At 58.0% G+C, this 22040-nt stretch carries 23 protein-coding genes; 8 read left to right on the forward strand and 15 right to left on the reverse strand.

Features of this window, described 5'->3' with window-relative positions; genetic code table 11:
* The 5 genes from GOW16_RS00430 to GOW16_RS00450 all read left to right on the forward strand — a co-directional run bounded on the left by GOW16_RS00430 (window position 1) and on the right by GOW16_RS00450 (window position 4483).
* Window positions 1-1122 carry a DNA polymerase III subunit delta' gene (locus GOW16_RS00430; protein ID WP_170409188.1) on the forward strand — a complete coding sequence of 374 codons (1122 nt, stop codon included), beginning with the start codon at window positions 1-3 and terminating at the stop codon, window positions 1120-1122.
* Window positions 1119-1925 (forward strand): TatD family hydrolase, encoded by an 807-nt coding sequence (locus GOW16_RS00435; RefSeq protein ID WP_170409190.1) that lies wholly within the window; start codon window positions 1119-1121, stop codon window positions 1923-1925. Before GOW16_RS00430 ends, GOW16_RS00435 begins: the two co-directional genes overlap by 4 nt.
* A complete protein-coding gene (locus tag GOW16_RS00440) occupies window positions 1922-2719 on the forward strand; it encodes an MBL fold metallo-hydrolase (protein WP_170409191.1) in 798 nt (265 codons plus the stop codon). Before GOW16_RS00435 ends, GOW16_RS00440 begins: the two co-directional genes overlap by 4 nt.
* A gap of 63 nt (window positions 2720-2782) precedes the next feature.
* Window positions 2783-3715 carry an AEC family transporter gene (locus tag GOW16_RS00445; protein ID WP_170409194.1) on the forward strand — a complete coding sequence of 311 codons (933 nt, stop codon included), beginning with the start codon at window positions 2783-2785 and terminating at the stop codon, window positions 3713-3715.
* 69 nt (window positions 3716-3784) lie between these two features.
* A complete protein-coding gene (locus tag GOW16_RS00450) occupies window positions 3785-4483 on the forward strand; it encodes a CbiX/SirB N-terminal domain-containing protein (RefSeq protein ID WP_170409196.1) in 699 nt (232 codons plus the stop codon).
* A gap of 20 nt (window positions 4484-4503) precedes the next feature.
* On the opposite strand, the gene GOW16_RS00455 is transcribed toward GOW16_RS00450, so the two are convergent.
* From GOW16_RS00455 to GOW16_RS00475, 5 genes are all read right to left on the reverse strand, one after another.
* Window positions 4504-5514: a diguanylate cyclase domain-containing protein gene (locus GOW16_RS00455; RefSeq protein WP_170409205.1), complete on the reverse strand. Its 1011-nt coding sequence runs from the start codon at window positions 5512-5514 to the stop codon at window positions 4504-4506.
* Window positions 5511-6098 (reverse strand): heme NO-binding domain-containing protein, encoded by a 588-nt coding sequence (locus tag GOW16_RS00460; RefSeq protein ID WP_170409207.1) that lies wholly within the window; start codon window positions 6096-6098, stop codon window positions 5511-5513. The genes GOW16_RS00455 and GOW16_RS00460 overlap by 4 nt, the downstream gene beginning before the upstream one ends.
* A 120-nt stretch (window positions 6099-6218) precedes the next feature.
* Window positions 6219-7778, reverse strand: a complete 1560-nt coding sequence (locus tag GOW16_RS00465) for a trimethylamine methyltransferase family protein (protein ID WP_170409209.1) — start codon at window positions 7776-7778, stop codon at window positions 6219-6221.
* 120 nt (window positions 7779-7898) lie between these two features.
* Window positions 7899-8591, reverse strand: coding sequence for an HAD family hydrolase (locus tag GOW16_RS00470; RefSeq protein WP_170409211.1), 693 nt, complete (start codon window positions 8589-8591; stop codon window positions 7899-7901).
* 25 nt (window positions 8592-8616) lie between these two features.
* A complete protein-coding gene (locus GOW16_RS00475; protein WP_170409213.1) occupies window positions 8617-8898 on the reverse strand; it encodes a DUF3572 domain-containing protein in 282 nt (93 codons plus the stop codon).
* Between the two features lie 87 nt (window positions 8899-8985).
* Between GOW16_RS00475 and GOW16_RS00480 the strand changes: the two genes are divergently transcribed.
* Window positions 8986-10374: a diguanylate cyclase gene (locus tag GOW16_RS00480; RefSeq protein ID WP_170409215.1), complete on the forward strand. Its 1389-nt coding sequence runs from the start codon at window positions 8986-8988 to the stop codon at window positions 10372-10374.
* A 5-nt stretch (window positions 10375-10379) separates the two neighbouring features.
* Here GOW16_RS00480 and GOW16_RS00485 read toward each other — a convergent pair whose 3' ends face one another.
* From GOW16_RS00485 to GOW16_RS00500, 4 genes are read right to left on the reverse strand one after another with little or no spacing between them, the layout of a single operon-like run.
* Window positions 10380-10853, reverse strand: a complete 474-nt coding sequence (locus GOW16_RS00485) for a periplasmic heavy metal sensor (protein ID WP_170409217.1) — start codon at window positions 10851-10853, stop codon at window positions 10380-10382.
* Complete coding sequence (locus tag GOW16_RS00490; RefSeq protein ID WP_170409219.1) at window positions 10850-11203, reverse strand: hypothetical protein; 354 nt, start codon at window positions 11201-11203, stop codon at window positions 10850-10852. Before GOW16_RS00490 ends, GOW16_RS00485 begins: the two co-directional genes overlap by 4 nt.
* Window positions 11196-11810, reverse strand: coding sequence for an RNA polymerase sigma factor (locus tag GOW16_RS00495; protein WP_170409221.1), 615 nt, complete (start codon window positions 11808-11810; stop codon window positions 11196-11198). Before GOW16_RS00495 ends, GOW16_RS00490 begins: the two co-directional genes overlap by 8 nt.
* 6 nt (window positions 11811-11816) lie before the next feature.
* Entirely contained in the window at window positions 11817-12284 is a 468-nt protein-coding gene (locus GOW16_RS00500) for an EF-hand domain-containing protein (RefSeq protein WP_170409223.1), read from the reverse strand.
* Window positions 12285-12474: 190 nt separating this feature from the next.
* Here GOW16_RS00500 and GOW16_RS00505 point away from each other — a divergent pair, with 190 nt between their 5' ends.
* The gene (locus GOW16_RS00505) at window positions 12475-12873 is read left to right on the forward strand and encodes a DUF983 domain-containing protein (RefSeq protein WP_170409225.1); all 399 of its coding nucleotides are present in this window, start codon (window positions 12475-12477) and stop codon (window positions 12871-12873) included.
* Window positions 12874-12898: 25 nt separating this feature from the next.
* Entirely contained in the window at window positions 12899-13600 is a 702-nt protein-coding gene (locus GOW16_RS00510; protein ID WP_170409227.1) for an NUDIX hydrolase, read from the forward strand.
* Between the two features lie 23 nt (window positions 13601-13623).
* Here the strand turns inward: GOW16_RS00510 and GOW16_RS00515 are convergent, their stop codons facing one another.
* From GOW16_RS00515 to nuoL, 6 genes are read right to left on the reverse strand one after another with little or no spacing between them, the layout of a single operon-like run.
* Window positions 13624-15291: a ribonuclease J gene (locus GOW16_RS00515; RefSeq protein WP_170409228.1), complete on the reverse strand. Its 1668-nt coding sequence runs from the start codon at window positions 15289-15291 to the stop codon at window positions 13624-13626.
* Window positions 15288-16067: a type III pantothenate kinase gene (locus tag GOW16_RS00520; protein ID WP_170409230.1), complete on the reverse strand. Its 780-nt coding sequence runs from the start codon at window positions 16065-16067 to the stop codon at window positions 15288-15290. Before GOW16_RS00520 ends, GOW16_RS00515 begins: the two co-directional genes overlap by 4 nt.
* A gap of 11 nt (window positions 16068-16078) precedes the next feature.
* On the reverse strand, window positions 16079-16828 hold the full coding sequence (locus GOW16_RS00525) for a biotin--[acetyl-CoA-carboxylase] ligase (RefSeq protein WP_170409232.1): 750 nt from the start codon (window positions 16826-16828) through the stop codon (window positions 16079-16081).
* Between the two features lie 54 nt (window positions 16829-16882).
* A complete protein-coding gene (nuoN, locus tag GOW16_RS00530) occupies window positions 16883-18325 on the reverse strand; it encodes an NADH-quinone oxidoreductase subunit NuoN (RefSeq protein WP_170409234.1) in 1443 nt (480 codons plus the stop codon).
* A 15-nt stretch (window positions 18326-18340) separates the two neighbouring features.
* Entirely contained in the window at window positions 18341-19885 is a 1545-nt protein-coding gene (locus GOW16_RS00535) for an NADH-quinone oxidoreductase subunit M (protein WP_170409236.1), read from the reverse strand.
* Complete coding sequence (gene nuoL, locus GOW16_RS00540; protein ID WP_170409238.1) at window positions 19885-22035, reverse strand: NADH-quinone oxidoreductase subunit L; 2151 nt, start codon at window positions 22033-22035, stop codon at window positions 19885-19887. The genes GOW16_RS00535 and nuoL overlap by 1 nt, the downstream gene beginning before the upstream one ends.
* Window positions 22036-22040 lie beyond the last annotated feature (5 nt).

Genomic DNA, 22040 nt, shown 5'->3' on the forward strand with positions numbered 1-22040 from the left:
ATGAGCGACGACACTCCGACCCCGGATCAGGCACCTGGTGCCCCGCACCCGCGTGAGACACTGCGCCTGTTTGGACAAGACGCAGCGGAACAGACCTTTCTGACGGCCTATACCTCTGAGCGTCTGCACCATGGGTGGCTGTTGACGGGGCCGCGCGGCGTGGGCAAAGCAACGCTGGCGTGGCGGATTGCCCGGTTCCTGCTGGCAACGCCTCCGGTCGAGGATGACGGGTTGTTTGGTGCGCCACCTCCGCCCGAAAGTCTGGATATCGATCCGGAACATCCCGTCGCCAACCGCATTCTGGCCGGAGCGGAACCCGGATTGGCTGCAATCACCCGGTCTCTGAACGATCAGGGACGGCTGCGCAATGAGATCGTGGTTGATGACATCCGCAAGCTCGGCAAGTTCTTTGGGCTTTCCTCAACTGACGGTGGCCGTCGCGTTGTGATCGTGGATGCCGCAGATGAGATGAACGTCAGCGCAGCCAACGCGCTGTTGAAAATGCTCGAGGAGCCCCCGGCCCGCACCACCTTGCTGCTGATCTCGCACCAGCCGTCGCGCCTGCTTCCGACGATCCGGTCCCGGTGCCGGACGCTGCGCCTGTCACCGCTGGGACCCAAAGACATGGAAGCCGCGCTGATGCAGACCGGCGCAGAAATACCTGCGAGTACAGACCATCTGGCTGCACTGGCGGCAGGCTCCGTCGGTGATGCGGTTCGCCTGATCAATCTGGGCGGGCTGGAGATTTACGCCGAACTGATCGCCATTCTGGGCACCCTGCCCCGCATGGACCGCCAACGCGCGCTGGCTTTGGCCGAGGCTGCAGCCCAACGTGGCGCGGCAGAGCGGTTTGAACTGTTACTCACCTTGATCGACGTCGCTTTGTCCCGTCTCGCGATGACCGGCGCAACCGGTGCGCCCCTGTTGCCCGAGGCCGCGCTGAACGAGGCAGAAACACTTGCCCGCCTGTCGCCCTCACCTCACCAGGCGCGCAAATGGGCAGAAGTTGCCGCAATGATCACCGCGCGCGCGCGCCATGGGCAGGCGGTGAACCTTGACCCTGCCGCTCTGGTCCTAGATACGGTGTTCAAGATACAGGAAACCGCCGGTCAGAGCAGATGAGCGATACCCCCCAAATCACCGACAGCCATTGCCATCTGGACTTCCCCGATTTCGAGGGTCAGCTGGATCAGATCGTGACCAATGCCGCCGAAGCTGGCGTGACGCGCATGGTGACCATCTGCACCCGCTTGCGGAACGAACCAACCGTCCGCGCCATCGCCGAGGCCCACGCGCCTGTCTTCTACGCCGCAGGCACACACCCCATGAGCGCTGCTGATGAGCCGATGGCGTCCGTCGACGAACTTGTCGCTTTGTCCCGGCATCCAAAATTTGTCGGCATCGGCGAAACCGGATTGGACTATCACTATACTGCGGACAGCGCTGCGGTGCAGAAGCAATCGTTGCGGGTTCATATCGAGGCCGCCCAACGCACCGGTCTGCCCCTGATCATCCACGCCCGTGCCGCCGATGACGACATAGCCCGCATTCTGGCCGAGGAGCACCGCAACGCGCCCTATTCTTGCGTCATGCACTGCTTCTCATCCTCAGCTGAACTGGCCAAGGCCGCCCTGGAGTTGGGGTTCTATTTGTCGATGTCCGGCATAGCGGCCTTCCCCAAAAGTCAGGAGTTGCGCGACATCTTCGCCAGTGCTCCGGTCGAGCGCGTCCTTGTTGAAACCGACGCGCCATATCTGGCCCCGCCCCCTTATCGTGGAAAGCGGAATGAGCCCGCCTATACTGCCCACACGGCCCGAAAAGGGGCCGAGTTATTTGGGATGGACTACGCCGAATTCGCAGCCCAAACACAGGCCAATTTTAATCGGTTGTTCACCAAGGCTGCGACATACAAGGCGGCTGCATGATCGAATTGCGAAGCACCATCCTGGGCTGCGGATCTTCCGGCGGAGTTCCCCGGCTGGGCGGTCATTGGGGGGATTGCGACCCGAGTAACCCCAAAAACACCCGCCGGCGCTGTTCGATGCTGGTGGAACGCGACGGCCCAGATGGAACAACCTCCGTGCTGATCGACACCACCCCGGACATGCGCAGCCAGTTGCTGGACAGCGGGACGGGGCGTCTGGATGGGGTGATCTACACCCATTCCCACGCAGACCATGTTCACGGCATCGACGACCTGCGTATGATCGTTTTCAACATGCGCGAACGCGTGCCCGTCTGGGCCGATGGAGACACGCAGAACGCCCTGCTGGGGCGGTTCGGCTACGCCTTTATTCAACCCGAAGGGTCGCCCTATCCGCCGATCCTTGATCTGAAAACCATTGACGGCCCGTTTGAGGTGGACGGACCCGGCGGTCCGATCCCGTTTCATCCTTTCAAGGTCAATCACGGCTCGATCGACTCGCTGGGCTTCCGGATGGGCAAGCTGGCTTACTTACCGGATGTGGCGGAGATCTACGACGACGCATGGTCGATGATGCAAGGGTTGGATTGCCTGGTGATCGACGCGCTACGCCGAAAGCCTCACCCGACGCATGCGCATTTGGAAAAAACGCTGCGCTGGATCGAACAGCTGAGCCCCAAGCGTGCGGTCCTGACCAACATGCATATCGATCTGGACTATGCCACGGTCGATGCGGAAACCGCCGACTACATCACTCCTGCCTATGACGGAATGGTAATCCATCAGGCGCTTTAAAACCTCACGCAACCGACCCGGGACGCCCCAGTCTTGTGTCGACCCAGCTTGCAAAGCGGTGCCATGCTCCAAAGCCTGATTGACGTAATTCTACCGGTTTTCCTTGTGATCGGAGCAGGTTATGCCTCGACCCGGCTGGGGTATTTCAAGGAAATCCACATCGACGGGTTGATGAAATTCACCCAGGGCTTTGCCATCCCATGTCTGCTGTTCCTTGCAATTTCGCATCTGGATCTGAGCGCCAGTTTCGATCCGCGGCTTTTAGCCAGTTTCTATACCGCTGCGGGTCTGTGTTTTGCCGCGGGCTTGTTTGGTGCAAGGTTTATCTTTGGCCGGGATTGGGAAGATTGTGTTGCCATCGGGTTCTGCTGTCTGTTTTCGAATTCAGTTCTTTTGGGTCTGCCAATTACCGAACGCGCTTACGGCCCGGAAAACCTGACCGGAAACTATGCGATCATCGCCTTCCATTCGCCCTTTTGCTACGGCGTTGGCATCACAGTGATGGAGGTCATACGAAACCGCGGCCATGGCGGCCCTCAGATGGTCAAATCCATCCTGTCCGCCATGTTCCGCAATGCGCTAATCCTTGGCATTGCACTGGGTTTCGCGGTGAATCTGTCGGGTATAGGCATGCCTGCGGTCGTTGACGAAGCCCTTGGCCTTGTGACCCGCGCCGCGCTGCCCGGAGCGCTGTTCGCATTGGGCGGAGTGCTCGTGAAATACAAGCCCGAAGGTGATTTGCGGACTATCGCCTTTGTCTGCACAGTCTCGCTGATGCTGCATCCCGGCCTTGTCTGGCTATTCGGATCAACAGTCGGCCTGCCACAGGATCTATTCCGGTCGGGCGTTTTGAACGCCGCGATGGCACCTGGTTTCAATGCCTATATTTTCGCCAATATGTATGGGCGTGCGAAACGGGTTGCGGCCTCTTCCGTTCTGGTCGGAACCGGCGTTTCGATCCTGACGGTCTGGCTTTGGCTGACGTTATTGGGATAGCGTGGCGTCCCACGAATTGACTTTGCAGCAGCCGGACACACCTATCGGAAGAACCACAGGACACATAGTATGCCGCACGCCCTTATCGTCGCCCACGGTCAACCCTCAGCCCCGGATCCTGCCGAGGCAGCTTTAGCTGCATATGCTGCCGAGGTTGATGAGTATTGCGATGGGGTCACAGTTCGGTCCGCGACGCTTGCGGCGCCAGGAGTGCTTGAGGCACGTTTGGACGAGCTTCCCGAAGATACCGTGATCTATCCCCTTTTCATGGCCAAGGGGTGGTTCGTGACAAGTGCTCTGCCAAAAAGACTTGGTGGAAAGAACACCCGAATTCTGGACCCGCTGGGTGTAGATTCTATGCTCCCTACTTTGGCCGCAGTCGCATTGCAGAATACGCTTTCGTACAACGGCTGGAACGCGGCTGATTCAGATTTTGTCCTCGCCGCTCACGGGTCCGGCCGCAGTCGTAACCCGTCAGCGGTCGCCACAGCTTTTTCAATGGAATTGGCCGAGAAAATAACGTTCCGATCGATCCGCGTCGGGTTTGTGGAAGAGGCCCCGTCCATTGCCGAGGCCGCGACCGGGGCCAGCGATCAAGCTTTGTGCCTGCCCTTCTTTGCCTGCAACGGCGGGCATGTTCTGGAGGACGTGCCGCAGGAATTGGCGCGTGCGCAGTTCAAAGGGCACGTAATGCCGGTTGTTGGCGATCTACCCCCGATCAAACGTCATATCGCCAATGTTCTGCGGCAGGCCTTTTTACAGGCCTAACCTGTGCACCGAACCAAAGCTCATTGCGAACTGGCAGGTCTCAGCCCAGAAGCAATGAGTGACGAGTACAGACAATGCTGCGACCTTCCTTGCTTCTTCGCTTCGTACAGGGCCTGATCGGCTGCGTTCAACACCTCTGCTGCATTGGGTGTGCTGAATTGCGTGGACAAGGCAGTTCCGATGCTTGTCGAAATCTTGCACGGCGTTCCCTGGAAGATCATCGGTTGGCATAGACGGCAGATCAGGCGTCCCGCTATGTCTGACAGGACACTTTCATCGACCAGACCTTTGTAGATGATCACAAACTCATCGCCGCCAATCCGGGCGACCGTGTCCTCATTGCGCGTCTCTTCCTCCATGATGCGCGCGGCCTGCTGCAATACAAAGTCCCCGGCCGCATGGCCAAGACGATCGTTGATACTTTTGAAGAAATCCAGGTCCAAATGCATGAGTGCAAAGGCTGAGTTGGCCGAGATCAGGTGGCCAAGAACCACATCCATCGCCCTGCGATTTTTCAACCCTGTCAATATGTCTGTTACCGCCTGTTCTTCGGCAGCCAACATTGCCCCCTGAAGTCGCAGGTTCAGTGAACGCGACGCCTCCATCGCCGCTGATTTCGCCTCAACCAGATAGAGCAGTTCAATCGCCAGATCCGTGCCGGAAAAATCCGCGCTGGTCAGGGCGTAGTCACGAACTGCATCCAGTATCGAAATCCCGAAGGACAGGTTGATGATGGCCCCGTTCCCCTTTGGCAAGGGCGCGATTAGCCCGGTCAGCGCGGTCCGGGGTTCATCGTGAAATTTCAGATGCACTTTGCCGCCGGTCAGAGACAGCAGCTTCGCAATCGTTGTAACTGTTCGTGGCCGAACCAGTTCAAAGACGTCCAAAAAGTCTCGACCCCGCATCGGGTGATCCGGGCGAAGCTTTTGCAACGTCGGCCCGGCATTCACGATCCTGCCCTGATCATCCACCATCACGAACATGGGGCATAGCGTGTCCAAAAGGGTCGAGAGTTCAGAGGTTTGCATCATGATTTGCGTGCCCCCAGATCGAAATGACGCCCTTCGGCGAACGCGCTTTCGATCAGAATGATCGTGATGACCTCAGCGTCGCCGCACTGCCCTTCATGAGACAGAATGGCCAATGCTCCATAATCGTCTGCAATTGCCCGCAATACGCCGACCATCACGCTGGAATAGCCCAGCAGACCAGGGTAGCAGTACAAGTGATATTCTGCCGGTGACACTTCACGCAATTCCAGCATTGGCAGGCGCAGATCGGATACTGCAAGGCGGGCACGATCCGATAAGTCATCCAGCGAGTGCAGGAATTCGACATATGTCACACCGCCGAACCGAAGCAATCGGCGCAAATCTTCCATATTGGGGTGCGACACCAGATAGGTTCCAAGATCCTCCAGTATCTCAGCCCGCGGGCGATTCAGGTCGGCACAAAGCGCGTCCAGGACCTGCCCGGTCATGGCGTCATCATAAAGCAGCATTGCCTCAAACTCAGTTAATCCCAGACCCGCAGCCTCGGTCACCCGAAGCCAGCAAGGTTGTCCGTAAGTCGCGCAAACAAATGACTGTATTGCCCGATTGATCAGACCATGCATGAGATGCCCCAAATTGGTTACGCCCCAATCTGGTCAGATAATCCTTAACAAATAGCCAAAAAAGAGATGCGCTGGGGATAATCCGAAAAGAGTCTCAATGTGGAAGTTGTTGTTGTTGAACTAGAAATCCGTCGGGGCCCCACCTTCGACTTTACGGCGGGCAACAAAATCTGCCAGCTCTTCTCGGATCCCGTCATCCATCGCCGGTGGTTCAAAGCTTGTTACGATTTCCTTGAACATGTGATGGGCGCGCTCGGCGGTCCAGATACCGCCCGCCACGTCCCAACCTTCGTAGTTCTTCCAATCACTCAGGAACGGTTGATAGAACGCAGTGGTATAGCGATCCTGGGTGTGCTGAATGCCGAAGAAATGGCCGTCGTTGCCTACCGCTTTGATGGCATCCAGCGCGATTTCGTCAGGGCCTGTCGCTGTGATCTCGGGCTGCATATATCGCTGGATTTGCTGGAGAATCTCACAGTCCATGATGAATTTTTCGGGGCTGGCAATCAGCCCGCCCTCAAGCCACCCTGCCGCATGGTACACCATATTGGTGCCCGACTGCACCGCCGCCCAAAGCGAGTTCGATGTCTCCCACACCGATTGCCCGTCCGGCACATTCGCGGCACACACACCCGATGAACGCATCGGCAGACCATAGAAACGCGCCATCTGCCCGGTCATCTGGGTCGAGCGCATATACTCGGGCGTTCCAAAAGCGGGCGCACCTGATTTCATGTCAACGTTGGACGTGAACGTACCGATAACGCAGGGAATTCCGGGCCGGACATATTGAAACAATGCAATTGCACACAGCGCCTCGGCCAAGGATTGCGCGACCGCGCCTGCCATCGTAACCGGCGCCATTGCACCGGCCAGTGTGAACGGCGTCACGACAATCGCCTGACCGCGCCGCGCAAGGCGCAGGCACCCGTCAATCATCGGGTGGTCGTGCTTCAACGGCGAGGTCGAATTGATGTTGGTATACATCCGCGGGGTCGCTTCGAATTCTTCATGGCTGTGCCCACCGGCGATCCGAACCATCTCCATCACGTCCTCGACCCGCTCTTTACCCAGCGAATAGGCGTGCATCGCCTTGTCGGTCAGCGTCAGCTTGTCATACAGCACGTCCAAATGCCTGACGCTGGCGTGGATATCGACCGGCTCGACCGGATAGCCCCCTGCGAAGTGGATACAGTTGAAGTACTGCGTGAGTTTCAGCAGGTTCCGGCACATCTCTCGATTGCCGGCCACCTTGGTCCCGATCTCAAGATCCCAGTAGTTCGGCGGAGAAGACACGTTCCCGAACAGCAGGGTTTTGCCGCCTACCTCAATCGTCCTGCTGGGGTTCCTTGGCGTGATCGTGAACTTTGACGGAGCTTTCGCCACCATTTCCATCACAAAGTCGCGGCCCATCCGGACGTTGTCGCCGTCAATTGTACAGCCCGCCTCTTTCAGGATGCCAAGGGCCTCTTCGTTGTAGAACTCGATACCGATCTCTTCGAGGATGCGCATGGCCCCTTCGTGGATCGCTTCAATTCCAGATTGATCCAGAGGCCCAATGGGTTTGTCGATATTGATCGGCGGATTCCACGGCATTTGGTCGATCACCGCACTGCCCCTGCGTGCCGCGGCACCAGCCCGTCCTCCACTGCGGCGTTTGCGTGTCTGTGTGTCAGCCATAGGAAACCTCCGGAACTTGCTTATCTCAAGCAAGCCCGGAAGTCGGCACACTGGCCGCTCTGTCTGCGACAAGGTTTGTCGGTTTTATATCTTGGACAGTCGAATTCAGCCGCAGGCGGATCAGTTTGCCGCCAACCAAGCGGGAATGTGACCGATGTCCGGCAACACAACATCTGCCATCGGCGCAAGCGCTTCGGCCGGGGCCAACCCGGTCAGCACGCCGATTGTGGTCATCCCGGCGGCGCGCCCGGCCTGCAGGTCATGCAGGCTGTCACCCACCATCGCCACACGCGACGGATCCACGCCCACATGGGTCGCAAAAGCAATCAACTGTCCGGGTCCAGGTTTGAACCCATGGCCGCTGTCGTAACCGGCAACAAAATCAAAATGATCGCGAATCCCGACCGAGGCGAGATGTTGCAACGCTGGCATTTCCCCATCGTTCGTGGCCACGCCCAATTTAAGACCCGCCTGCCGCAAAGCATCAAGGAAGGGAACCAAAGGAACAGCCGGAGCCTGTGTCGCCGTCGCCGATTCCGCATTCAGAATGTCAACCAGCTCATCGTTGGGCATATCCGGGAAAAAGGGCGAAAGCGCTTCGGCAATCTCTTCGACGGTTCCGGCAATCACAATGCTGTCGTCAGCATATTCTTCCGAGATCGGATCGAATCCGATGGCGCGGCCCAGTTCGGCGGCGAGCATTGCGTCCCCGTCTGACAGTTTCTCCAACACACTACGTCCAAAACCACCCCATGTGTTCGCAAAGTCAAACAGTGTTCCGTCCTTGTCGAACAAGATCGCGTCGATGGGCATTACATGCTCCTGTCAGTGTATATTTTCACGTCCAGTGAACCTCGCCACCGGACAAAACGGCCCGCGCCTGACCCGGCAGGTCATAGGCCATGGAATTGGCGTCACAAAAGGCGATCACCCACGAATCGTCAAGCATCAAGAATTCAAGAACCGAGCTCAGGAATTCTGGGTCTGAAGCGCGCACCCGCAGCTCTTCGGCAGAAGCTCCTGTCGAGCCCAGAAAAATCGGCAGCAACTCGTCATTCCCGACAAGCCACCCAAGAACGTTCAGGGCAAGCGTTTCGGCGGATTGGGCGGTAATCGGCATAAAGAGGCCCCGGAAACAGACTTGGAAAGGGTTTGTTAACCAGACTCATAAACACTTTGGCAACGCATGCAATCAACGGTGACAGATATGTCCGTGCAAGGAACCATCCTTGTCCTCGACGGGACTTCGACCAATCGCATTATGCTGAAGGTTCAACTGACCGCGGCGTGGTATCACGTTGTTCAGGCTGAAAAGTTGCACGGTCTGGCCGGGTTGCTTCGCCGTACGCGTCCCGATCTGGTGCTGGTCGCGCAATCCCTGCCGGATGGCTCGGCCGCTGACGTCAAAAGAATGATGGCGGCCGACCCTGAATTGGCCGATGTACCCGTCGTCGCCATCGCGCCGCGAAGCGACAAGGCCGCAAGGTTGCAGGCATTGTCCGATGGGTTGGACGATGTTTTGACAGCCCCGTTCAAGGATACCTTGTTACTGGCGCGAATTCGCAGTCTGCTGCGCGCGCGTGCAGATACACAAGAGCTTCAGTTGGGCAACGGGTCACACCCGATCGGGTTTGCAGAGTCCGCCGCTGTATCAATTGCGCCCCCCAAATCAGCCCACGTGGCCATACTGACACATGGCTCTGGGACCGGGGTATTGTGGCAATCCGCACTGTCGGGGCGATCGCGTCACAACCTAAGCGCCCATCGTGCCTCAAACATGCGTGCCTTGTTATCCGGGCCTGTACCTGACGCAATCCTGATCGAATTGGGGACGGGCACCGCGGGATTGAATACGCTGGCAGATTTGAAGTCACGGGGTGCAACCCGGCACACGGTACTAATCGCTGTTCTGGAGGATGAGGACACGGCAATGGCGTGCGAAGCCCTGGATCGTGGAGCTGACGCGGTTTGCATGGGCGGGTTCTGCGCCGACGAGGTTCAACTGCACCTGGAAAACCAGATTGCCCGAAAGGTGCGAAGGGACCAAATGCGCGCGTCTCTAAAACGCGGGCTCGCCGAATCCTGGGTGGATCCACTAACCGGCTTGCACAACCGTCGCTATGCAATGCAAGCCATGGATCAAATGGCGCGACAGCCATCGCGATCCGGCTACGGATTTGTTGTCATGCTGGCAGACTTGGATCACTTCAAAACTATCAATGACCGTTTTGGACATGTCAGCGGCGACCGAGTTCTGGCCGAGGCCGCAAGGCGTATGAAACATACGGTTGGCGCTGCGGGGTTTGTCGCGCGCATCGGAGGGGAAGAGTTTATGATTGGCTTACCCGACAGCTCTCCCGCAGCGGCAATGGAATTGGCTAAAACCCTGCGTGATTGTATCTGCGAGGCCCCCTTTTCTTTGCCCGACACCTCAGCCCCGGTGCCGGTCACCATCAGCATAGGCCTGGCAGCACCGGATGCGCCCCTGCCCCGCAGCGAACCAGTGGAGCGGTTGCTGAAATCCGCCGATACAGCGCTTTATGCAGCCAAAAAGGCGGGTCGCAATCAAGTGAGGATCAGGCAGACTGCTGCCTGACCCACTCAGTCCTTTTTCTTGTGACCACGCGGGCCACGTTTTACGACCTCTTCCAGGCGGTCGGCGTAGACCAGACGCTCTTCATCGCTCATGGCCTCGACACGAGCGAGCCACTCTTGCTGCAGTGCATTCTGCAGGTCCGCCATGGATTTCGCTTGCTGATCCAACAGGGCTTGCACCACCGCAGCGTCAAACGGGTCTGCACGCAAGGCGGTGCTGAGCTGCGCAAAATCCTGAGATCGATTGCTTGCACCCTTTTTGTGACGATCGAACAGCTCACCGCGCATCGCTTTGCGTTCTTCCTTTGGCAAAGCACGATAAAGCGCTGAACCGAATCCTGGCGGTGACTTCGCGTGATCACCTCCTTTGACCCGGAGCGCAGTTCCCAGGGCGACACCAACGATCAGCAGATTCAAGGCCAGCGAGATGACCAGCAGCACCGACATCCAGCGGTTTTTGGGTTTGGGGCTATCGCTCATTCGGCGTCCTCCAGAAAACTCGTATCCAGACTTAGGTCAGCGACTACGAAACTAACATCCTGTGCGTAAAGGTAACTGGCGGGATCGGGCAGAAAATCTGGGGCAGAAAAACCGATCCAGACACCTGCCATGCTGGCCGCAACCAAACCGCCCATTCCTTGCCAGCCGCCAAGACCAGCAAGCAGACGCGCCCAAAGAGGGTTTGTCTTTGGCTCATCAGGTTTCAGGCGGTTCAATCGCACGGATTCCGCATCGGTAAGAATGCGCACAGCCAGATCGTCCGGCAACTCGTGGCGGTCCTGCCGGGCTTGGGCGAACAACAGATCCAGATTGTCTTCGTCTTCAGTCATCGTCGTACCCCAGTTCATCACGTCGTCCGGCCAGAATCGCCGTCAACGACCGTTTTCCTCGTGCCGTCAGGCTTTCCACCGCTTCCACCGAAATACCCATGATCCCTGCGATTTCGGGGTTGGGCAATTCCTCTATATGTCGCAAAACAACGGCTTGCCGCTGCCGTTCGGGCAACTGCGACAGCGCCGTTTGCAACGCATCCTTGCGGGCCGCGTTCTGCAGGCGATCCGCTGCGCTGGCCTCTCCGTCTTCTGGTTCTGGCACATCCGCCAGACGATCTGGCGTCTTTTTGCGGCGCAGATCGACGCACAGGTTTAACGTCACACGATAAAGCCACGTTGAAACTTTGGCCTGGCCCGGGACCCAGTCGGGGGCCATCTGCCAAAGGCGCATCATTGCCTCTTGCGTGACGTCTTCGGCCTCCGCCCGGTTGCCCAAAAAACGCAGCGCTACCGACAGGCTGCGCGGCGCAAGCCGATCCGTCAGAACACGCGCCGCAGCAGCATCGCCATCGGCAAACAGCCTGAGCAACGCATCGTCGCCTAGTTCGTCCGCGGCGCAAGGCACGCCGCGAACGTCTTGTGGAGCAGAGGTCAGGTCCTCCATCCCGCATTAGCTATCGTCAGAGTCCGCGTTCCCACGTTTCTTGTGGCGCTTCCCCATTCTGTCTTTTGCATCGGCAAATTCCTCTTCCGAGATGGCGCCGTCGTCGTTCGCGTCGATACGGTCAAACATCTTGTCAGCCCGACGCGGCTTGGGCAACTCGTCCTCGCTCAGAAACCCATCCTTGTTGGCATCGTTGCGTTCAAACATCTTCGTAACACGGTCATTGACCTTCTGTTGACCTGCAGCCTGCATCTCTTCGACGCTCAACTGGCCGTCGCCATCCGTGTCGGCCTTGGTGAAACGCTGATTCCGATGTGCCTGCATTTCTTCCTTGGTCACCTGCCCGTCACCGTTCGCATCGAGCTGTTCAAAGGTCACAGGCTCGCGATCTTTACCGCCTGCGGCCAAAACAGATGTGCCGGTGATTGCCAGAGCTGACACAACGATTGCAGGAATGAATTTGGCGCTTTTCATAACGTTTTTCCCTTGTTTTCGCGGCGCGATTGCCGCTGCTTACATAGGTTCAAACGCGCCCGGCCGAGCTTTCCGTCGCGGGAATCGAAACTTTTTTGAAAACACCCCGGCGATGCAAAGCGACGCACCCCCTTTCCCGAAGGGTCAAACAAGCGTTATATCCTCATCATTGGAACGCGCGAGTATCAACATGACAGATCAGACGATCGACACCACCGCCCTAGAAGACCGCCCGACAAAGCCTGCACTGGTCAAAGGGTTCCGCTGCCGCTGCCCCAATTGCGGCGAAGGAAAGCTGTTGCACAGCTACCTCAAGGTAAACGACGAATGTTCGAAATGCGGAGAAGAGCTGTTTCACCATCGCGCCGATGACGGCCCGGCCTACCTGACTATTCTGCTGGTGGGACACCTCTTGGCACCGGCGCTGCACGTATCTTACGTCCACTGGCGACCGGAGCCCCTGACGATGTTCCTGATTTTCGCCTTTGGCTGCACAGCTCTGTCGCTGTTCCTGCTGCCGCGATTGAAAGGTGCGGTTGTCGCCTATCAATGGGCCCGGCGGATGCACGGCTTTGGCCAATCCAAGTGATCGCAGACCGCGTGTTGGGCAACGGATGACGGTGGACAAAACAGCCATACGAGACGCTGCGACGGTCATTGTTTTGCGGGACCGTCTGACAAATCCTTCTATTCTGATGGGACAACGCGGCGCCAAGGCCGCGTTCATGCCCAACAAGTTTGTCTTCCCCGGCGGCGCGGTCGACACGTCCGATGCGGATGTGGCACTTGCCACAGACCTACCGGCTGTGTGCCATGACCGTCTTGCAGAAAAATCGCATAACGGGTTGCAGACTGCTTTGGCGGCGGCTGCAATCCGAGAACTTTGGGAAGAAACCGGACTGGTACTGGGCCAGCCCGATAAATGGGCAGGCCCGTTGACCGAAGATTGGGCGACATTTGCGCAGATGGGATATCGCCCATCTGCACAGGCGCTTCAGTTTGTCTTTCGGGCCGTAACGCCGCCGGGACGTCCGCGCCGGTTCGATGCGCGCTTTTTTCTGGTAGATGCCGAGGCGATCCAGGGCGATCTGGACGATTTCAGCCGTGCCTCGGACGAGCTGTCGCATCTGCAATGGGTTCCACTGGACCGGGCGCGCGAATTCGACCTGCCGTTCATTACCGAGGTTGTGCTGGCCGAAATCGCCGCGCGGGTCACAGATCCAACGCCGCCCAAATCCGTTCCGTTCTTTCTGAACACTGAAGAGGAAAACCTGTTTCTCAGACTTCGTGGCTATCCAATGCCCGAAGCAGACTGAGGGCCATTGGCCCCCAGCTAAGTTTACTTCATCCGGCTGATCACTGTCGTCACTTCGGGCTTTTTGCCGATCTCGGTCTTGGCCGTTTGGCGAACGATCCGGCGTATGGCTTCTTCCAGCTTGTCATCATCGCGCAGGGTTTTGGCCTCGGCACGCATCAGGAACTGAGTCAGGTCCTCTTCCAAAACCTCAACCAGCGCAGCGCGGGACGATCCAAGTTCGGGCAGGCCCATCGTGTCACACCATGGCTCACCAAGCGGCTCGTCTTCTTCGTCCAGAATGACAGTGACAGTGACATGCCCGTTCAGCGCCATACGGATGCGATCACGCACGACACCGTCCAAGGCGCCAATCTTGACCGTGCCATCCAGATAGGTCCGTCCGGTTTCGACATAGTCGACAACCTGCGGCGCGTTACCGGTCAGATCCACCATCGTACCGTTCACCGCCAGAATACCGGTACGCCCACCGGCCTCGGCCAGTTTGGCATGCTCACGCAGATGGCGATGTTCACCGTGCATCGGAATGACCATTTGCGGATCGATCAACGCATGCACTTTCTCAAGGTCCGGGCGGTTAGCGTGGCCGGACACGTGGTAAAGGCCTGCACTGTCATCCACCACATCCACGCCCTTCTCGCTGAGCTGGTTCATGATGAAAATCACGCCACGTTCATTGCCGGGAATCGTTTTGGACGAGAACAGGAACAGATCGCCCTCTTTCAATTCCAACCCGCGGTACTTGCCCCGCGCCAATTGCGCGCTGGCTGCGCGGCGTTCACCTTGGCTGCCGGTTACGATCAGCATCAGATTCTGGCGCGGCATATCCACAGCCTCTTCGGCGCTTACGACGCGCGGAAAGCTAGTCAGAATACCCGTTTCGGTCGCGGCCTCAATCATCCGGCGCATCGCGCGCCCCAGAAGAACGACTGAGCGTCCTGCACGTTCACCCGCCTCAGCCAGTGTTTTCACCCGTGCCACGTTTGAGGCAAAGGTGGTAGCGACGACCATACCGCTGGCTTCCTCGACCAGCCTGGTAATCTCGGGGCCCACTTCGGATTCCGAACGGCCCGCATGGGGGGAAAACACGTTTGTGCTGTCACACACCAGAGCTTTGACCCCTGATTTGGCTACCTCGGACCAGAGCTCAGGATCAAAAGCTTCGCCCACAACCGGGTTTTCATCCAGCTTGAAGTCACCGGAATGAACGATCCGCCCCTCGGGGGTGTCGATCACCAAAGCCGCACTTTCGGGGATTGAGTGCGAAACCGGCAAGAAACCCACTTTGAACGGACCGACAGAAATCTGTTCGGGCCAGGCAGATGCAGTGTGCACGGCATCTTCGGGGTGGCCGTGCTCCTCCATTTTTCGTCGCGCGATGTTGGCGGTGAAAGCCCGCGCGTAGACAGGTGCACCAAGCGCCTCGTAACAATGCGCCACGGCACCCACGTGGTCCTCGTGTGCGTGGGTCACGAACACGGCTTCCAACCGGTCCGCGCGTTCCCGCAGCCAGGAAATATCTGCGTAAATCAGGTCAACACCCGGGGTTGTATCCATGTCCGGAAACGTCACGCCCAGATCCACAAGGATCAGCCGTTCCTGTCCGGGTTTGCCGTAGCCGTAGACATAGGCATTCATGCCAATTTCGCCGGCACCACCCAGCGGCAGGTAGATCAGTCTTTCGCTGCTCATGTCGAGCCATTGTCCTTGTTGTAGCGATGAATCACGGTCAGACCGTGCATCGTCAGATCATCTTCGATTGCGTCAAACCCCACGTCCGCCTGATCGAACAGCGGCGCAAGCCCACCGGTCCCAACGACTTTCATCGGCATTCCGTATTCCGTTTTGATCCGGGAAATAAGCCCCTCGATCAAGCCGGAATAGCCCCAATACACGCCGGATTGGATACAGCCAACCGTATTTGTGCCAATCACTTTTTCGGGGCGGGTGATATCGATATGTGGCAGGGCAGCCGCGCCCTGATGCAACGCCTCAAGGCTGAGGTTCACACCCGGCGCAATGATGCCGCCGATATAGGCGCCATCCGCCGCGACCACGTCAAAGTTCGTCGCCGTGCCAAAGTCGACCACAACGACATTGCCGCCATGCCGGTCAAAGGCCGCTGCGGCGTTAGCCAGTCGATCTGGTCCTGGCACGGTGCCTTCGTCAACGCGGGGGGCCATCGGCAACAGGCATTCAGGCTTACCCACGACCAGCGGCCGACACCCAAAGAACCGATCTGCAAAGACCCGCAAATTGAAAACGACGCGCGGCACGGTCGATGCGATGATCACATCGGTGATCTCAGCCTCGATCCCATAGTGTTTCACCAACGTCGAATACCAAGTGAAATAAGCATCCGCAGTGCGTGCATGGTGGGTCGACGTGCGCAGGGTGCACAGAAACTCTTCGCCATCCCAGATTGAGAAGACAGTGTTCGTGTTACCGCAGTCGATAGCCAGAAGCATCTGAGCCTCCTTCAGAAAAACACATCCGCCGCAGGAATGCTGACACGGCCTTTGGCGGTGTTTAGGACAAGGTTGCCCCCGGCGTCCACCGTTTCGAAGGTTCCAACCGTTTCCGACGCTGCGGTACGGGCTGTAATGACTTCGCCCAGCCGGGCAGCCCGGGCAAGCCAGGCGGTGCGGATCGGTTCGAATCCGTAAGTAACGAATTGCGCCTCATATCCGGCATAGGCGGCCGCAAGTTCGGTCAGGAAATCCTCGGGTGTCACATTGGCACCTGTCTCGGACATCAGCGAGACCGGGCGGACAGCTCCGGGTTCGACCAGATCTGCGCCGGGTGCCTCGGTCAGATTCACGCCGATACCAATGGACAGATGCGAGACGCCACGCCCCTGCCCTGTGCTTTCCAACAGGATACCGGCCAGTTTGCCACCGTTCAGCAAAACATCGTTTGGCCATTTGAGGGATAAGCCCGCCGCCCGCCCAGTCACTGCAACGCAGGCATCAAACAGTGCCAGCGCCGCAACAAAGCTGCGCAACGCGGCCTGTTCCGGGTTGCCCTCTGGCCGCATCAACAAGGTCGCGGCCAGATTTCCGCTTGGGTTGGCCCATGCTCGCCCCCGCCGTCCACGGGCCGCTGTCTGATGATGCGCCATGATCCACACCGGGCCAGTTGTGGTCGGGGCCATCCGGGCGGCCTCGTTCAGGGTGCTGTCGACCTCCTGCAACACGTGCAGGCCGTATCCTTGTGGCCAATTTGTCATGTCAAAAAAGGCCCGGTCTGGTGACCGAGCCTCGGGTTCGAGCTGTTACGCGGATCAGTTGACAAGTGTCGCTGCCGCAGCTGCAGCTGCGCCTTCAATTCCGAATTGATAGAACACGCCCACCAACATCAATGCGGCCGAGCCCATCAGGGCGACCCAAAGAACCGGCGAAGAATGCGTTTCGATCGGGTCGTCGTTCTCGGCCCCGAAATACATGTAGAACACGATCCGCAGATAGTAGAAAGCACCGATCACCGAAGCGATGGCCGACACGATCACCAGACCGGTCAGCCCCGCAGAAACACCCGCCTGCCAGACGCCGAACTTGGCAAAAAAGCCCAGCATCGGCGGCACACCCGCCAGGCTGAACATCAGAATTAGAACCGCAAGCGCCTTACCCGGCTCACGCTTGGAATACAGGCGCAGGGCGTCAATGTCCGTGACCGGCTTACCATCCCTCTCCATCATCAGGATGAAGGCGAAAGTGCCGACATTCATGGTCACATAGATGGCCAGATACATCAGCATTGCTTTGATGCCCATCTCGGTCCCCGCTGCCAGCCCGATCAGCGCATAGCCCATATGGGCGATCGACGAAAACGCCATCAGCCGCTTGATATCGCGCTGACCAATCGCGGCAATCGCGCCCAGTAGCATCGACAGCACGGAAAGCAGGACGATCACCTGCTGCCAATCCTCGACGACGCCGCCAAACGCGTCGTGCATCACGCGTGCAAACAAGGCCATTGCCGCTACTTTCGGCGCCGTGGCGAAAAATGCAGTGATGGGCGTCGGCGAACCCTCGTAAACGTCGGGCGTCCACATGTGGAAGGGGACAGCCGAAACCTTGAAGGCCAGACCTGAGATCAGGAAGATCAGACCAAACAGCAGACCAATCGAGACGTCACCGTGATGCACGGTCTGAATGATGCCTGAGAACAGGGTGGTGCCTGTAAACCCGTAGACCAGCGATGCACCGTACAGCAACAGGCCCGAGCTAAGTGCGCCCAGAACAAAGTACTTCAAACCAGCCTCGGTCGACTTGGCGCTATCGCGGCGCAGCGCGGCCACGACATACAGCGACAGTGACTGCAGCTCCAGCCCCATATACAGCGACATCAGATCACCGGCGCTGACCATCATCATCATGCCAACAGCAGCCAGAGCGACCAGCAAGGGGAATTCAAAGCGCAGCAAGTCGCGACGCGCCATATACTCCTGGCTCATAACCAGAATTGCGGCCGCCGAAAGCAGGATTGCCACCTTCGAGAACCTTGCGAACCCGTCATCCACAAACATTCCGTTGAACGCGACATTGGTGCCGTCACCGTTGGTCGCAATCCAAATCGCCAGCAGCGCCATCAACCCTGCCGTCGCCCACACCAGCACAGGAGCAAGCCCGTCTTTCGTTGTGTAAACAGCCCCCAACAGCGCCGCCATCGCATATACGGCCAGAACAATCTCTGGCAGGATTATCGTCAGATCAGCCTGGATCATGTCTCCAAAGCCTCCTTAATGCGAAGCGGCCGACTGGTTCGCGGCCTCAGCTGCGGCCAGAGCCATGTCATAGTTTGAAATCAGCGCGGCGGTCGAGTTGCCAATCACATCGGTCACCAGTGATGGGTAAACGCCCAGCAGGATCGTCATCACGATCAGCGGCGCGAAGATCAGCCTCTCGCGCGAACTCATGTCCGTCATCGCCTTGAGGCTTTCCTTGATCAGATCGCCAAAGACGACCCGGCGGTACAGCCACAGCGCATAGGCTGCCGAGAAGATCACCCCAGAGGCCGCCACTGCCGTTACCCAGGTATTCACCTGGAACGTGCCCATCAGCGTCAGGAATTCTCCGATGAAACCGCTTGTGCCCGGCAAGCCCACATTGGCCATCGTGAACAGCATGAAGACAAGCGCGTAGGCCGGCATCCGGATCACCAGACCGCCATAAGCCTCGATGTCACGAGTGTGCATCCGGTCATAAATCACGCCGACACACAGGAACAGCGCAGCCGAAATGAACCCGTGGCTGAGCATCTGGAAGATAGCTCCGTCAACGCCCTGCTGGTTCGCAGCAAAAATACCCATGGTCACAAAGCCCATATGCGCAACCGAGGAGTAAGCGATCAGCTTTTTCATATCCTCCTGCACCAGCGCCACCAGCGAGGTGTAGACAACCGCGATGGCCGACATCCACAACACAACATCGGTCATCACAGCCGAGCCCACAGGAAACATCGGCAGGCTGAACCGCAAAAAGCCATACCCCCCCATCTTCAACAGGATCGCCGCCAGCACGACCGAACCAGCGGTCGGAGCCTGAACGTGCGCATCCGGCAACCAGGTATGGACTGGCCACATCGGCATCTTCACCGCGAAAGACGCAAAGAACGCCAGGAACATCAGCGTTTGCGTACCGCCAACGATATAGACGCCCAGCACGCTAAACCCTTCGGATGAGAAGTGATGGAGCATCAGCGCCTCAATATCGGTAGTGCCCGCATCAGCGTACATGGCGACCATTGCCACCAGCATCAGCACCGAGCCGAGGAAGGTGTAGAGGAAGAACTTGAAGCTGGCATAGATGCGATCCTTGCCGCCCCAGATGCCAATGATCAGGAACATCGGGATCAGACCTGCTTCGAAGAACAGGTAGAACAGCACCAGATCCAGCGCCATGAACACGCCCAGCATCAGCGTTTCCAGCATCAGGAAGGCAATCATGTATTCCTTGACCCGATCGGTGACGTGCCAACTGGCCAGAATGGTCAGCGGCATGATGAAGGTGGTCAGTAGAACGAAAAGGACACTGATGCCGTCCACGCCCATCTTGTATTTCAGACCCATCAGCCATTCACCTTCTTCCACCATCTGAAAGCCGGTGTTCGACGGATCAAAGCCTGTATAGATACCGATCGAGACCAGGAACGTCACCGTAGTTGCCACCAGCGCAACCCATTTCGCATTGCGCTGTGCAGCCACGTCTTCGCCATGCAGGAACAGGGCGAGAATGCCTGCTGCCACAGCGGGGATGAAGGTGACGATGGAGAGGATATTATCCATTAGTGTGCGCCTCCGCCGATCGACATCCAGGTGACAAGGGCGGCGATACCCAGAACCATCCAGAAGGCGTAAGTAAAGATGTAGCCCGTCTGCGCCTTGCCTGCGAGGCGGGTAAAGAAAGGTACAACGCCCATGGCGACCCCGTTCAGGAAGCCGTCAATTGTATTGCCGTCCCCGCGTTTCCACAGGAACCGGCCAAGCGCTATGGTGGGTTTGACAAACACTGCGTCGTAGATCTCGTCAAAGTACCACTTGTTCAGCAGAAACAGGTACAGCGGACGCTGGTTTTGCGCCAGACGCGCCGGCAGCGAGGTGTTCGCGATGTAGAACCAGTAAGCAACGATGAACCCAAGCAGCATCGCAACGAAGGGTGAAACCTTGACCCATTTCGGAGCCGCGTGCGCATCATCTAGCACATGGTTCTCCGGCGCCATATATAGCGCGCCCTCACCCGGTTCACCGGCAAAGGCATAGTGGTGGTCGCCACCATGGGCTTCTTTCTCACCATGTGCGCCGTCATCCGCATGATCGTCGTCCGCGTGGTCACTATTGTGGCTATCTTCGCCATGCGATGTATCCGCCGCTGTATGATCTCCTGCCTCGGCATGCTCTGACGCTTCCGCAACCGGAATGCCATAGAATTTGCCTACCTTGTCAGCATGACCAAAGAAGTTGCTGTACCAGATCATTCCGGCGAACACCGCACCCAATGACAAAACGCCCAGAGGAACCAACATGGTCATCGGGCTTTCATGCGCATGTTCATGGGTATGCTTGTCGCCACGCTCTTCGCCATAAAAAGTCAAAAAGATCAGGCGCCAGCTGTAGAACGAGGTGAACATCGCCGCGATTACCAACATCCAGAATGCGTATCCGGTGCCTCCGGCATAGGCGCTTTCGATGATGGCATCTTTGGACAGGAACCCTGCGAAACCGATTTGAGTCAACGGAATACCCACGCCGGTAATCGCCAGCGTACCGATCATCATTGCCCAGAAGGTATAGGGGATCTTCTTCCGCAACCCGCCGTATTCCGTCATCTCCTGCTCATGGTGCATTGCATGGATCACTGATCCCGCGCCGAGGAACAACAGAGCCTTGAAGAACGCATGTGTCAGCAGATGGAACATCGCCGCCGAGTACATGCCGACGCCAGCAGCCACGAACATGTAACCCAGCTGAGAGCAGGTCGAATAGGCAATGACACGCTTGATGTCGGTCTGCACCAGCCCCACGGTTGCCGCAAAAAACGCGGTCGAGGCACCGAGGAACGTGATGAACCCGGTTGCACCCGGCGCGAACTCCATCAGCGGCGACATGCGGCAGATCAGGAACACACCCGCGGTCACCATGGTCGCGGCGTGGATCAGCGCCGACACAGGCGTCGGGCCTTCCATCGCGTCCGGCAACCACGTGTGCAGGATCAACTGCGCCGATTTACCCATCGCGCCGATGAACAGCAGGACACAGATCACCTCGATGGCCGTCCACTCACCCCACAGGAAGTGCAGCTTTTCTTCGGCAAGTGCAGGGGCCGACGCGAAAATGTCCGAAAAGTTGATGCTGTCCGTCAGGAAGAATAGCGCAAATATCCCCAGTGCAAAGCCAAAGTCACCAACCCGGTTTACAACAAAGGCCTTGATCGCAGCCGCGTTAGCCGACGGCTTACGGTAATAAAACCCGATCAACAGGTAGGACGCGACGCCGACGCCTTCCCAGCCAAAGAACATCTGCACCAGATTATCCGCTGTCACCAGCATCAACATGGCGAATGTGAAGAAGGACAGATAGGCAAAGAAGCGCGGTTTATAGCTTTCGCCCTCACGCCATTGCGGGTCGTGATCCATGTAGCCAAAGGAATAGAGGTGAACCAGCGCAGACACGGTCGTCACCACAATCAGCATAATCGCGGTCAGGCGATCCAGACGCACCGCCCAGCTTGTCGACAAAGATCCGCTCTCGATCCATCGCATGATCTCGATCTGTTGCGTCACCCCATCGAAGGTGAAGAACACGATCCACGACAGCAGACAGGCCAGAAACAGCAGGCCCGTCGCGGTCCACATGGCGGCCTTCTCGCCGATAAATCGCCAGCCAAACCCGCAGAGCAGCGCGCCCACCAGCGGGGCAAAGAGGATGGTGGTTTCCATATTCT

It is taken from the genome of Ruegeria atlantica, from assembly GCF_013033965.1.
In the GTDB taxonomy this organism is placed as follows: Bacteria; Pseudomonadota; Alphaproteobacteria; order Rhodobacterales; family Rhodobacteraceae; genus Ruegeria; species Ruegeria atlantica_D.